The 13,853-nt window shown below is 45.0% G+C and carries 10 protein-coding genes; 5 read left to right on the forward strand and 5 right to left on the reverse strand.

Annotation, left to right across the window (positions count from 1 at the left end; genetic code table 11):
• Window positions 1-166 precede the first annotated feature (166 nt).
• From ACWI_RS13405 to ACWI_RS13425, 5 genes are all read right to left on the reverse strand, one after another.
• Entirely contained in the window at window positions 167-2,803 is a 2,637-nt protein-coding gene (locus ACWI_RS13405; protein WP_070371948.1) for a methyl-accepting chemotaxis protein, read from the reverse strand.
• A 205-nt stretch (window positions 2,804-3,008) separates the two neighbouring features.
• Window positions 3,009-4,640 carry an ABC1 kinase family protein gene (locus tag ACWI_RS13410; protein WP_084633701.1) on the reverse strand — a complete coding sequence of 544 codons (1,632 nt, stop codon included), beginning with the start codon at window positions 4,638-4,640 and terminating at the stop codon, window positions 3,009-3,011.
• Window positions 4,627-5,022: a hypothetical protein gene (locus tag ACWI_RS13415; RefSeq protein WP_070371949.1), complete on the reverse strand. Its 396-nt coding sequence runs from the start codon at window positions 5,020-5,022 to the stop codon at window positions 4,627-4,629. Before ACWI_RS13415 ends, ACWI_RS13410 begins: the two co-directional genes overlap by 14 nt.
• Window positions 5,023-5,242: 220 nt before the next feature.
• Window positions 5,243-6,439 carry a threonine ammonia-lyase gene (gene ilvA, locus ACWI_RS13420; RefSeq protein ID WP_070371950.1) on the reverse strand — a complete coding sequence of 399 codons (1,197 nt, stop codon included), beginning with the start codon at window positions 6,437-6,439 and terminating at the stop codon, window positions 5,243-5,245.
• A 209-nt stretch (window positions 6,440-6,648) separates the two neighbouring features.
• Complete coding sequence (locus tag ACWI_RS13425) at window positions 6,649-8,304, reverse strand: NAD(P)H-dependent oxidoreductase (protein ID WP_070371951.1); 1,656 nt, start codon at window positions 8,302-8,304, stop codon at window positions 6,649-6,651.
• Between the two features lie 371 nt (window positions 8,305-8,675).
• Here ACWI_RS13425 and ACWI_RS13430 point away from each other — a divergent pair, with 371 nt between their 5' ends.
• The 5 genes from ACWI_RS13430 (at window position 8,676) to ACWI_RS13450 (ending at window position 13,833) form a co-directional block, all read left to right on the forward strand.
• Window positions 8,676-9,977, forward strand: coding sequence for a DUF362 domain-containing protein (locus ACWI_RS13430; RefSeq protein WP_070371952.1), 1,302 nt, complete (start codon window positions 8,676-8,678; stop codon window positions 9,975-9,977).
• Window positions 9,978-10,089: 112 nt separating this feature from the next.
• Window positions 10,090-12,087, forward strand: coding sequence for a sigma-54-dependent Fis family transcriptional regulator (locus tag ACWI_RS13435; protein WP_084633702.1), 1,998 nt, complete (start codon window positions 10,090-10,092; stop codon window positions 12,085-12,087).
• A gap of 2 nt (window positions 12,088-12,089) precedes the next feature.
• Window positions 12,090-12,791: a lipoyl(octanoyl) transferase LipB gene (gene lipB, locus ACWI_RS13440; protein WP_070371953.1), complete on the forward strand. Its 702-nt coding sequence runs from the start codon at window positions 12,090-12,092 to the stop codon at window positions 12,789-12,791.
• A 57-nt stretch (window positions 12,792-12,848) separates the two neighbouring features.
• The gene (locus ACWI_RS13445; protein ID WP_070371954.1) at window positions 12,849-13,085 is read left to right on the forward strand and encodes a biotin/lipoyl-containing protein; all 237 of its coding nucleotides are present in this window, start codon (window positions 12,849-12,851) and stop codon (window positions 13,083-13,085) included.
• 4 nt (window positions 13,086-13,089) lie between these two features.
• Window positions 13,090-13,833, forward strand: a complete 744-nt coding sequence (locus ACWI_RS13450) for an SDR family NAD(P)-dependent oxidoreductase (protein WP_070371955.1) — start codon at window positions 13,090-13,092, stop codon at window positions 13,831-13,833.
• Window positions 13,834-13,853 lie beyond the last annotated feature (20 nt).

Raw genomic sequence — 13,853 nt, forward strand, 5'->3', positions numbered from 1 at the left:
GGACATCGTCGGCTTATTTGGCATGCCCGGATTTATTGGTTCGGATAATGAAAACCGCCAAATGTCAATTGCATTTGGCGGTTTAATAATCTGTGGCGTATATATTGTCGTTAACTTAATGACATTGCTCCGAGAGCTCTGTTTGAAGTTAACTCAGCATACCGCTTTAATATATCACGGCTTCGACTTCTTTGATTTCAAAAGCACTAACCATCTGTTTAAGCAGCTGTGCCTGTGCGGACAGCTCTTCACTGGCGGCAGAACTTTGTTCGGCAGTGGCGGAATGGGTTTGAACTACCGTCGATACCATTTCAATTCCCTGATTAATCTGTTCGATCGCGCAAGCCTGATCATGAGACGCCTCGGCAATATTTTTTACCAGATCGGTAACAATTTCAATCTCTGCCAGAATTTCTTTTATGCTGAGCGCTGTATCATCGGCGATTCGGCTACCAACTTTTACCGCATCAATGGAGCCTTCAATCAGACTGGTGGTTTCTTTGACGGCGGATCGACTGCGTACTGCAAGATTTCTGACTTCCTGGGCAACGACTGCAAAACCTTTGCCGTGCTGTCCGGCCCGGGCCGCTTCCACTGCGGCATTCAAGGCTAAAATATTGGTCTGGAATGCTATATCATCAATAACCTTGATAATTTTGGAAATATTTTGTGACGATTCATTAATCGCTGTCATAGCGGCCACCATTTTCTGCATTTGGGAATTGCCATCGATGGCATTTGTTCTCACTGCCAGCGCCCGCTCATTGGCTTCATTGGCGCGACTAGCATTATCTTTGGTTTCAACGGCCACTTCCTCAATCGATGCCGACAATTCCTGAATTGAACTGGCTTGTTCGGTCGTCCCCTGTGCCAATGCCTGGCTACTGTCAGAAATTTGGATGGCACCTCCCTCCACCTGGGCTGAAACCCCATCAATATCGGCAAGGGTGGTACTCAGTTGCCGATTGATGTCGTTAAGTGATCGTTTGATGGCTGAAAAATCGCCTCTGAATTCGGTGGTAATTTCCTGATTTAAATTACCCTGTCCCATTGCCGCCAACGTACCTGTTATTTCACCCACATAGGCCGCCAATGAAGTGATCGTCTGATTAAGATCCTCTTTAATTCTGGCATGATCGCCCTTGTATGCACCCTTAACCACCGTTTGAAGATTTCCTTGGGCCAAGTCCTGAAGCACGCTGGATGCTTCTTTGACCGGTTCGATAATCGCATCAAGCGTCTGATTAAATCCCTCAATGACCATGGCATACTCACCACAAAACTTACTGCTATCACCGCGATGGCTTAAATCACCTTCCACCGCAATCTGAGCCATGGTTTCAGTTTCAGCCACCAATTGATAAATATTTTCTATCATCCCCACCAGGGTCGGCATCAATTTATCATTTTCGCTGCGCTTGCCATTCTGCTTTAAATCGGCCAAATCACTGAGATTGCCTTCCCGAATATTCCCTGCTATTCGTGTGATGGTCAGCAGCAGCCGACGAATCCCATTGATGGACTCGGCAATTTCGGCATAAATCCCCAGGTAATCACCCTGAATTGACTGAGAAAAATCATTCTGATTCATCAGACCCAGCACCCGATTACCATCTTCCAGCGCCGCTAAGCCATCAATGCAGGCGTTGATGCTATTCTTAAAGGTTTCGAAATCACCATAGTAGGTGTCTTCTATTTTTTCGGGGATGATCCCACATCCAATCTGACTGACATATTCAGCGGCAACGTTTATTGGTACAACCAGGGCATCCAGTGTGCGATTAAAGCCAATCAGAATTTCTTTGAACCCGCCATTAAAGGCATCGGCATTGCTACGGATCTCCAACTGCCCGGCAACAGCTGCTTGAGCTAGCAAAGTAGACTCGGCAATCAGTCCCCGAATGGTTTTTATGGTCTGCTTTAACGCCGGGGTTATTTCATCCTGATCATCCTTGGCCTCAATGTTAGCCGACAGATTCCCGTTTGAAATCTGATGCATGGTTTCAATGACAACGTGCTGCAGATCATCCGCAAAATGGTCCATGGCCTCCGCCATTTCTCCCACCTCATCCTGACGCTCCATCTTCAGTCGCATCCCCAAATGACCCATACTCATTTCTTTGATCATCACATTAATTCGAGCCATCGGTTTCGTGATGGTTGACGTAATCAGAAAGCCCAGCAGTAACGAGAGGATTACTCCAACAACCAACAAGATGATCGTTAACAAAGTTGATGATGCCGCAATAGCCTGGTTACTTTTAGCGGTATCTTTTACAATCACCAGTTTCAGCTCCATCATTTCACGATAATTGGCTTCAATTTGCGTATAGATTGTTTCAAACTCACTGCTCTTTGCTAGAACTCCTGCTTCGGCTGATCTCCCCGCACGTGTCAGATTGATCATTTCGGTGACCATGGCATCAAATTGATCTTTAAGCAGATAGGTTTCATCGGCGATTTCAATGGCTTTCGAATCCATCAAGGTCGTTTGAAACGTTTTAAGATTTGAGTCGAATCGAGCGTTTCTTTTTAAAATTTCTTTTTCAATGGCATCAATGTCTTCCGGCGTTGTGGCCCGGGTTAAATCATCAACTTTGCCGATAATTCCCTGAAAGGAGTCGACAATATAAACCAGTTCCCCCAGTGGTTTGGCCATTTTCTCATAAAGATACACATCCTGCTGGCTTATTTTTTGAATTCCAATCAGTCCCATGGCACCAATTCCCCCAGCAATCATGGCGATAATCAGATATCCCAAAATTATTTTTCGACCAATTTTTAAATCATAAAACCATTTCATTTATACTTCTCTCCATCTTCTGCTAATTTATATCAATGTAATAGTTAAGAAACTAAATAACAGCGATAAAGATCCTCAGTTTCCTGTTTATCTTTATCGCTGTTAAAAGTCTAACATGTGCTGAAAGTGCATATGTTAAGATTTTGAAAAGTTTAAATTAAGAGTCTGTTAATTCATTTTGCAAATATTATTATAGCATCTTTTTTTAGCGCTTCCGTTTCTTGCGATGAATCGAGATTGTCAGCGCCAGGCTGAGAATGATTGCCGTAAAATAGCCCAGCGCTCCCAGCGCTGGAATCCCCATAAATTGAGGGGTCATGTCAGTGGTGGCAATAAAGCTCGAACCAATTAAAAGCGCTGCCAGAATAATGCAGATCACGATCTTATTAACCATCTTATCAATTTCAGCCAGGGGCTCATCCGAACCCATCACCTCCAGATTGACTTTCAGCTGCCCTTTATTGGCCAGACTCAAAAAATCGGAAATTTGGCCGGGAACGCTGATGGCCTTTTCGCCGGAGATCAGGATTTTTCTGCGATTTGTTTCCATAAAATTATTCAAGTCAAAATTGGCAACCTGCTGTCCGGCCATGTGATTGGCCATGATCCGGACAAAATTAGCGTCCGGAGAGATTTCGGCAATGACCCCTTCGATGGTGATCATCCCGCGGCTCAGCATGCTGATCCCCCGGGGCATGCCGATATGATTTTCAGCAGCGATCCGCAAAATCTCTTCTAAAAATCGGCCCATATTGATATTGCTGAGTTCTTCGGTGCCGTAGACATCAAGCATCCGGTCAATCGATTCATATAACAGTGAATGATTGATCCGTCGACTCTTGTGAACCCCCAACGATAGAATGGCCCCTTCCAGGCTTTCGACATCACGACTGGCCACGGCCTTGACACTTCGCCGTAGTAGTCCCATTTCACGCTTGGACAGTTTCCCCATCATCCCCAGATCAATCCAGACAATCTGACCATTTCTGATAAAGATATTGCCCGGATGGGGATCAGCATGAAAAAAACCATCATCGATGATCTGTTTGACATAATTTTCGGCCAGTTTAACTCCAATTTCCTGAAGATCATAACCGGCATCCTGCAGTCGTTTTTTTTCATTGATTTCGATCCCAACAATGTCCTCCATAACCAGAACCTTTGAGGTCGTAAACTGATTGTAAATTCGCGGACAACCGATGTATTTGATTTCGGCATTGAGCTCGTTGAATAATTGGGCATTCTTGGCTTCAAACAAAAAATCCATTTCCTGCTGGGCAGTACTCCACATTTCATCGACGATCATCTTAAAATCGACCACATCGCCGATGTTGCTGGCAAGATTGAGAATTCCGGTGGCCCGGTTTAAAAGGACCACATCCTGAGCCATCACCTTATAGATCCCCGGGCGCTGCACCTTGATCACCACCTTGGCACCATCAACCAATTCGGCAGCATGAACCTGGGCAATTGAAGCCGATCCCAGCGGAACCCGGTTGATTGTACGAAACACCTCATCGACCGGGCAATCATACTCTTCTTCAATAATACGGATAAATTCATCAAAGGGCATCGGGGTAACCTGCGAACGCAGTTTTTCAAGCTCGATACAATACTCGCTGGGAAAAATATCCCGACGCATCGACATAATCTGGCCAATTTTAATAAAGGTTGGCCCCAGGTCTTCAATGATCAATCGAAGTTTTTCCGGAGTCAACCCTTTGGTAATCTCATGTTTTACCAGAATGGAAATAATTATTTTAAGCCGTCTTCCATTGGTTTCCATTGAATTTTTGGTTAGATCTTTTACTGTTACACCGGCATCACTTAAGTTCATCAATTTCCTTTTCACTGACATTTTCTTCTAAATCAGAAACCTCAATGATTTCCTTCTCAACTGGGGCTGCCGCCGTCATCGCCTCCAGTTTGTCTTTAATCTTCTGAAGTTCTTCGGGGCTCATCTGATCAAGACTATCGATAACGACTTTCGCACTCGGAGCTGTTTCTTCTTTGACTACATTAACCGTCACTGTATCTCTGATGGTTTCTTTGATATTATGTTTTAGTTCTTCATTGAGAATTTTGCCCTGCTGAACCGTCAGATCACCCTTTTCCACCAGTTCATCGATGAGAACCTTTGATTTTTCAGCGGTAATCGCCACCGCTCCGACACCAAATAAAAACACCTTTTTTAGATCTTCGCTGATATTGGTTAACATTTTTCTCCTCCTGTTTTTCATCAAATTTATTTCTTTTTTCCTTTGGAATAATCGAACGATTTTAGAAGTTATAATTTTTATTTATCTCAGTGTGCTCTTTTTGAGAGTCGCCCCGTTCTGATAAAAAAGCACACCGCCGATAAACAGATGTTAAAAGACCTATCGCAAAAAATATACCCCGTTCTTTTTAAATCAATCACCAAACGGCATTATTTTCATTTTAATTCTGCAATTTAAAACCACCTTGAATCAGACCTTCCCGAATCTGGCGAATGTGTTCGTAATTCCGGGTTTCCAGCTCGATCCGCAAAAAACAGCCATTGATATCTGATCCTTCATTGCTCCGCTCATGGTGAATGGAGATGACATTGCCACCGAGATCGGCAATAATCTGGGAAACCTTCTTCAGCTGACCGGGCTTATCCAGCAGCTCAATGTTAAAGGAACAGGTTCGACCGGAAGTAAGCAATCCCCGTTTAATGATTCGGGATAAGATCGTGACATCAATATTCCCGCCGGAGACAATGCAGACCGTCTTTTTCCCTTGAATCGGTAGTTTGCCAAACATCGCTGCTGCCACCGCCACTGCCCCGGCCCCTTCAGCAATGAGCTTTTGTTGTTCAATCAGAGTCAGAATAGCAGTCGAGATTTCGTCTTCAGTCACCGTGACAATTTCATCGACAAAATCACTGCAGAGGCTGAAAGTCAACTCACCCGGTTCTTTCACCGCAATCCCATCTGCAATGGTGGATACCTGAGGTAACCGACAGATTTTATTGTTTTTAATCGACAGCTCCATACTGGGTGCGCCACAGGCCTGCACCCCATAAACTTTAACATCCGGCTTTAAGGATTTAAGGACATAGGCAATCCCGGAAATCAGACCTCCGCCGCCAATTGGGACGATCACTGCCTCCAGATCCGGCAGACTTTCCAATAATTCAAGTCCGATGGTGCCCTGGCCGGCGATGACAAACTCATCGTCAAAGGGATGGATAAAGGTATAACCCTTCTCAGCCTGAAGCTCCAAGGCTTTGGCATAGGCCTCATCATAGCCGCCTTCAACCAGACAAACCTCGGCGCCATACGCTTTGGTGGCCTCCACCTTAGAAATCGGCGCACCGTCCGGCAGGCAGATCAGAGCTTTGATCTGATTAATCGCCGCCGCCATCGCCACTCCCTGGGCATGATTGCCAGCTGAACAGGCAATGACGCCTTTGGCTTTTTCTTCGTCACTAAGCTGGGATATTTTATAGCAGGCCCCCCGAACCTTAAATGATCCGGTGATCTGCAGGTTTTCGGTTTTTAAATAAATATCACTGTCTGGACAGATTTTGGGCGCATGAATCAGATCGGTGGGACGGATGTATTTTTTTAATGTAAATGATGCGTGGTATATTTTATCCAGTGTTAGCATTAGCTCTCCTATAATATTTTACTGTTAGGTAATTGCGAAACTGCCGTGAGCTTTGTGCCCAGTTTCGCACGAAACAATTGTTACACTGTACGGCGGACAGTTCGCTGAACTGTTCGCCTACACGTTACACAATTGTTTGTGGAAACTGCACTCAAAGCAACCATTGTTCGGTGCTTTTTCATTTCGCAATTACCTATATTTTACTGTTTTTATTTGGGTTTGGCCATCTCACTGGGGTACCATTTTAGAAACCACAGTGAAAATGCAAAGGTTGGGATGCTCAAAAGGATCGGAATGATCGCAGCAAAATTGATCAGCAGCGTGGTATTAAGCCATAGGGCCAGGCCTGCCTGGGCCAGAAATACCAGTGACCAGATATAACATAACAACCGATTGGTTCTTAGAAACAACACGTTTTTAAGGGCGTTGCGGCCATTGAAATAGTGGGTGTAGTCTGCTGTTAATGGAACCGTCTTTAAGGTCGAAATGACCCAAATCAGTGCCAGGGCAAAATACCCGATGATTGCAAAAGTGTTTCCCTGATAATCCGATCCAACGGTTACCACCATTAAACTGAGCAGAGAAAAAGTTAATAAAGTCGCCCTTTCAAAATAAACCAGATCGGTGCCGCGCTTGATACCGCAAAGGATACCACTGATCATCATCGGAATCACTACTCCAATCAAGGGATTGTAATCTGCAAAGAGAAAACAGAAAATCCATGGGCACATGGCCACAAAGAACCAGTAGGGGGTGTTTTTAAAACTGATCGGCACCAGCCGTTTTTTCTTATCGGGATTTAAATTGACCGGTCCAAACAAGCCATCGAGAAAGGCATTGAAAACCCGCATATCGCCAACAACGGCGTATTTTTTTTCTAATAGCGATTGGGCGGCATCAATTTTACCTTCCAGGATACGCTCCAGAGTGGTCAGCGTGATGCTGATCGCCGTTGTCTCCCGGGCAAAATCATTTCGGAGTAAGGTACAGGTTTCATCCTTGATCACCAGCTGATAGCGTTCTTTTATGTCGGTAAAATCAATCTGGAGCACCGCATTCATTTTAGGCCGGATCTTGGGATTAAAGGCAGCCTGAACCTCTTTCATATAATTCCAGGCGATCAGACCACCATCAGAATCCTTCATCCGGGTATCATCCACTCCCCAACTCAGGTTTGTTGTCTGAAGATAGGTTGGCGTTTCCACAAAGGGTTTTGCCAGACCTTCCCGTATTTTTGGTGAAATGCTCAAGTTTTCACCGTATTCTTTTCCGGCTATTTTAACCAGATCCAGATACGGGCCGGTCAGATTGTCCAGCTGGTGGATCCCCAGCAGTTCACCTTCAACGCAAATAATTTTTTCCCACTTATCCTTGCCAAAAAGATTATTAAACTGTTCTTCGACTCCTTCATAATTGTTCTTTTTCGATGGAAAACCACATGTGCTGATCAGCACATGTTTTTTATTTTGCATTTTTTCTGGGTTCCTGAAGGGATGTCCGTAGGTTCCCCGCCCTTCATTGTCAATAAATGGGAGCAAAGCCGGTTGGGTTCGTTCCATAAATTTTTTCATGGCGCTGGAGATCCCATAATGGTACAGCGGCGTGGCCCAGATCACAATGTCGGCCTCTTCATATTGATGGAAAAGTTCCGTCATATCATCCTGAAAAACACATTCTCCCGGGGTGGTCGTCCAGCAGCTATGGCAGCCGGTACAGGCACTAATATTCTTCTGGATTAAATTGATGGTCTCGACGACTGTTTCCGGATCATACTCAATTAACCCCGATGCAAATTGTTCGGCAATGATCATTGTATAGCTTTTGGTTGATTTATGACTGCCGTTTAACAATAGAACTTTACGCATGGTATCCTCACTTTCTTATTTAACTAACTGAAAAAGGTCATCAAACAAACGATCCTGTTGGTGGCATCGTTTTTCCTAATATATAATACCTCATCTCCCAAAATTATAACAAAAAACATCGCCGACGAATACACCTAATTTGAAACTTATGTTTTATCAGTTCTGGGATTAAGGCATCCTTCGTGTGTCACGTGTTATAATGATACACAAAAGCGTCTCATTTTGACACACGAGACACAGATTCACCATCAAAAAAACCAGTTTCCGGCTTTTTTAAGCGTACTTTGTTTTGGCATGATTATTGCGGGTATATAATTACACGTCCATGTTTATGGGCAAATATATGGTGACTATACCAAAAGGAGATTATCATGAGTAAAACAAAAGTATCTGTTGTAAAGGTTGCACAACCTGAAGGCAATGCCTCTTTCATGAACGGAAAATATGTCCGGATTGAAGAGGATGTCAGAAAAATTGAAGCCGCTGTTGCCGAAGCAGTTGAACTCGCTATTGGTTCCCTTGATACCATCATCAAGGAAGGCGATACGGTCTTAATTAAACCGAACCTTGCTTTCCAGGCCCCGCCTGAAAGCCACGCCGTTGTCGATCCCCGAACCATCGAAGCTGTTGTTTCTTATGTTAAGAAAAACTCCAAAGCCGGAAAAGTCGTCGTCGGCGATAACCCTTCCTTAGGCATGCATGTTGGCCGGGCTAAACCTGCTTTTAAAGATTCCAAAATGGAAGAAGCTGCTAAACTTGGCGGTGCTGACGAAGTCATTTATTTCGACGAACATGATGTCGTTCCCGTAGAAATTGAAGGGGCCAAATTATTCAAACATGCCACCGTGTTTAAACCGTTTATGGATGCCGATGTAGTCATCAACCTGCCAAAAATGAAGGTTCATTTGGCCGGTACCGTTACCTTAGGCCTTAAAAACTGGAATGGGATCATCCCTAACTGTCACCCCAATGATCAACAGCAAGGTGCCCACCGGATCGAGTTGGGCCAGAAAATGGCTGACATGTATCGAATTCGCCATGCCGATTTGACGATTGTTGATTCCGTTATTGGAATGGAAGGTCAGGGACCGCACGCCGGAACCCCGATTGAAATGAACCTGATTGTCGCCGGCACCGACACCGTCGCTGTCGACTCGGTCGCCTGTTCGATTATGGGCTTTGAACCGATGGAAATACCTGCGATCCGCTGTGCCGGAACCGAAGGTCAAGGCGAAATCGATTTAGCTAAAATCGACGTTCTGGGGAACTCCATCGAATCAGTCATGAAACATTTTAAACGTCCCGGAGGTGATCCCATTGGGATGTATGCCGGATTAACCTGCATCATGCAGCAAACCTGTCCTGGTTGCTTTGTCAATGTTCGAGGAGCTCTGGACTCATTTAAAAACTCCGGCATCGACATGAAAACCTTCCTGGCTAAATCCGGTGAAGTCGTGGTCATCGCCGGTGGTGTGCCAGACATTGATCCGCAATTCTGTGCCGGTAAAAACGTCTTTATTTGCGGCGATTGCTGGGAACTATTCCCCTCAGCAGACAAAGTTCGGGAAGCAGCCTCACTGGCTAAATCAGTAACCTATTATCCCGGTTGTGCACCCGTATACATTTTTGCACAACTCAACGGTGATCTTCAGAAACTGGCTGCTGGCAAATAGATTTTCGACTCTCGGTATCAGGGGATCCCCCCCTGATACCCTTTGTTAATCAATTGCAAAAGCAATCGCCTTCGCAAGAAACAAACCAACAAAATAGAGGAGTGTGAACGCGTTGAAAATTTCTGCTGATTTTGAGATGATTAAAAAAACCTGGGAAGACTTTGTCGTATCCGGGAACGTCGGACATCATGTCCGTAAACCGATCATTGATTCCTGGCTACGCTGTCAACAAGCAGGACTTGATCCCCGGGCTTTAAATCGCACTCCAACAGTCAGCGAAGAAAATTTTAGAAAACGCCTCGAACAGAATCAGTTGCTTCTGGATGTCAGTATTCCCTTTATGGTTGAATTACAGGAATTTGTCAACACGTCTGGTTTTTCCACCACCCTTACCGATCCTAATGGCGTCATTCTTGAACTGATTTGTGACCAAGCTATTTTAAAAGAAGCCTTCACCAAAAATCTGGTTCGGGGCAGCATCTGGAATGAGCACATGGCTGGCACCAACGCCACTGGTTTAGCCATTGATCTGCTCCAGCCGATTCAGGTAATCGGCGCCGAGCACTACTATGAATGCTATCACGAACTAACCTGTTCCGCCGCACCGATTCTTGATGCCAACGGCAAACTGCTTGGCGTCATGGATATGGCCGGGCCTAAAGAAATGGCCTATCCCCATACCTTGGGCATGGTTGTTGCTGCCACAAAAGCAATCTCCCGACAGCTCTGTATTGCCGAATCCCATCGCCAGGTTGATTTAACCAATCACTACCTGCGAACCCTGATCGACTCAATGACCGATGGGGTGGTGGCCGTCGATCTCAAAGGCAAAATCATTGGCATCAATTCTCAAGGTGCCAAGATTTTAAAAACCACTACCTTTGAATCCTACGGGAAAAATATTCTGGAAATTATGGACGGCGAAACGATTCTCGATCATAACGGTGATGTTCCGCCATCATTTGAAGAAAAAGATAAACACATTATTACAAAGAGTAAAAAAATCAACTGCCTGATTAACAGCAAACTGATTCTTCATGACAATGGCACTGTTGCTGGAGCTGTTGCCACCTTGAAAGATCTGGATAAAACTATTCAGGTTTCAGAAAAAGCCAAACGCAAAGGCACCCGATTTACCTTTGATGACATCATCGGAGAAAGCTCTGAACTGCTACGCTCTGTCCATCTTTCACAAATTGCCGCCAAAGGTAGTGCGACGGTTCTTTTAGAAGGCGAAAGTGGAACCGGAAAAGAAATGTTTGCCCAGGCCATTCATAATGCCCATCAATCAGACCAGCCCTTTATTGCCATTAATTGTGCCGGAATTCCCGAAAGCCTGATTGAAAGTGTGCTTTTTGGCTATGAAGAAGGATCTTTTACGGGAGCCAGCAAACACGGAAAAATCGGAAAATTTGAACTGGCCAGGGGCGGCACCATTTTTCTCGATGAAATTGGTGAAATGCCCTTAAACACCCAGACCATCCTGCTACGGGTTTTACAGGAGCGGTACATCCAACGCATCGGTGGAAACAAGGATATTCCCATTGATGTGCGGGTTATTGCCGCTACAAATAAAAATCTTGCCGAAGAAGTTAAAAAGGGGCGGTTTCGACAAGATCTTTACTATCGACTGAATGTATTGCAAATCAATATTCCACCGCTACGCAAACGAAAAAAAGACATTCCCATTCTGGCTGAGTTTTTTCTGCGTGACATTACCCAGACCTGCGGTAAATACATCGAGCCCCTCCACCCTTCCACTATCGCAACGATGCAGGAATATGAGTGGCCGGGCAATGTGAGACAATTTAAAAATGCCATTGAACAGGCCGTCAATTTTACCGAAACCAATCGCATTGACAACTATTTTATTGCCAGTTACTTACCCAATATTAACGCTGAGCTGACCCCGAAAGAAAATCTTCCTGTACAACAAAAGATTATTGAAACACTAACAGAGCAACCCAATGTGGACTTAAAAAATATCGAACTCACCACCATTAAAAAAGCCCTAGCTCTTTTTTCTGAACGCAAGAAAGCAGCTGAGTACCTGGGTATTTCCCGGAGTACCCTGTACCGCAAAATGAAACTGTATCACCTGGAGGACTAAGCATGAAAAAAGACCTCATTTGGATTGACCTGGGACTGATTTCCTATGAAGATGCCTTTGTCATTCAGGAACAACTCCATGAAAAATGTGTCACCAAAACATGCCCGGACACCCTGCTTTTTCAGGAAAACTATCCGGTTATCACCCTGGGTCGGGGCACTCATGAGCAGAACCTGCTCATGACCCCAGCTGAACTTTTGGATCAAGGTATTGCTCTGACAGCGGTTAGCCGTGGCGGTGATATTTCCTATCATGGCAATGGTCAATTCATTGTTTCACCAATTCTGCACTTTGATCAGTATGTCAAGGGGGCACATCAATATGTTCGCTGTCTGGAACAGGTGGTTATTAATCTGCTGGCTCATTATCAGCTAAAAGGCAAACGGATCAAAGGCCGCAGCGGCGTCTGGGTTGTAGAACCCGAAACCGGCGAAGAAAAGAAAGTCTCCGCTCTGGGCATTGCGGTATCCCATGGGGTTACCCTCCATGGCATATCGATTAATGTCAACCCCAACCTCGAACATTTTAAGGCCATCATTCCCTGCGGCATTGCAGACAAAGGTGTCACCTCCATGGAAGCCTGTGGATGTCCCCCGATCAACCTGCCTGATCTGCGTGACCAGTTCATTTTGGCCTTCGATGAGATGTTTGGCAGCAACACTACTAAAAGAACCATTGACGAAATTGTCAGTCATAAACGTTAAACTGTGTCTTAAACAAATAGTTGTTAATCTTGAAGAAAAAATTTAAAGGAGAACCAAATGAAATACGAAATAGCAATCCCCGAATTCGCTGAAGGCGCTGAAGAAATCAATTTAAGACAATGGCTTGTGGCTGTTGGCGACACGGTTAAAAAAGGTGATAACATTGCTGAAGCAGCCACCGATAAAATTTCTATCTACATCGAATCCCCAGCCGACGGGGTTCTTTCTGCGATCCTGGCGCAAGAAGATGATCGCGTTTTAGTTGGCCAGATTATTGGCGAAATTGAGGGTTAAGAACATGGCCGGTATACATCAGGATAAGGTTATTATCATCACCGGGTCGTCCCGGGGAATTGGTTATTCGTTTGCTGAATATCTCAGTAATGAAGGGGCCAATATTGTTATTATTGGTCGAAATATTGAAACTGCCAAGGCTGCTGCCGAAAAGCTGCCGACCAAATGTATTGCTGTACAATGCGATATCTCGTCCGAAGTAGACGCCATCAGAATGGTCGACATAGTTATGGAAACCTACGGGAAAATTGATGTGCTGATTAACAACGCTGGAATCTTCCCCGTTAAAACCTTCAGCGCCATGACCTTGGACGACTGGAAAGCGGTGATTGACATTGATTTAACCGGCACCTTTATCGCCACTCATGCGGTTTACAAAGTGCTGGAAAAGCAAAAACGGGGTAAGATTATTAATGTGGCTTCCATCGCCGGTCGGGTTGGTGGACTCGGGTTTACCCATTATTCCGCCGCTAAAGGTGGTGTCATCGCCTTTACCAAAGCCCTGGCCCGGGAAGCTGCTCGTCTCAACATTCAGGTTAATGCCATCGCTCCAGGAGTTATTGAAACCGACATGGCCAATTCAAACTTCCCCAAATATGCCCTGACTGAGCACACCAAAAATACCCCGGCCGGTCGACTGGGAACAGAAGAAGACTTATTGGGGATTATCTCCTTTCTTTGCTCATCAGGCAGCGATTACATCATCGGGCAGACCATTGCCATCGATGGTGGTTATACCATGATCTAATGTGGATCTGACCAAATTGT

Origin of the sequence: Acetobacterium wieringae (assembly GCF_001766835.1) — a bacterium.
Taxonomy (GTDB): Bacteria; Bacillota; Clostridia; order Eubacteriales; family Eubacteriaceae; genus Acetobacterium; species Acetobacterium wieringae.

Coding starts and splice junctions, on each gene's coding strand:
- ACWI_RS13405 (WP_070371948.1), bottom strand. CDS start 2,803: ATGAAATGGTTTTATGATTTAAAAATTGGTCGAAAAATAATTTTGGGA.
- ACWI_RS13410 (WP_084633701.1), bottom strand. CDS start 4,640: ATGAACTTAAGTGATGCCGGTGTAACAGTAAAAGATCTAACCAAAAAT.
- ACWI_RS13415 (WP_070371949.1), bottom strand. CDS start 5,022: ATGTTAACCAATATCAGCGAAGATCTAAAAAAGGTGTTTTTATTTGGT.
- ilvA (WP_070371950.1), bottom strand. CDS start 6,439: ATGCTAACACTGGATAAAATATACCACGCATCATTTACATTAAAAAAA.
- ACWI_RS13425 (WP_070371951.1), bottom strand. CDS start 8,304: ATGCGTAAAGTTCTATTGTTAAACGGCAGTCATAAATCAACCAAAAGC.
- ACWI_RS13430 (WP_070371952.1), top strand. CDS start 8,676: ATGAGTAAAACAAAAGTATCTGTTGTAAAGGTTGCACAACCTGAAGGC.
- lipB (WP_070371953.1), top strand. CDS start 12,090: ATGAAAAAAGACCTCATTTGGATTGACCTGGGACTGATTTCCTATGAA.
- ACWI_RS13445 (WP_070371954.1), top strand. CDS start 12,849: ATGAAATACGAAATAGCAATCCCCGAATTCGCTGAAGGCGCTGAAGAA.
- ACWI_RS13450 (WP_070371955.1), top strand. CDS start 13,090: ATGGCCGGTATACATCAGGATAAGGTTATTATCATCACCGGGTCGTCC.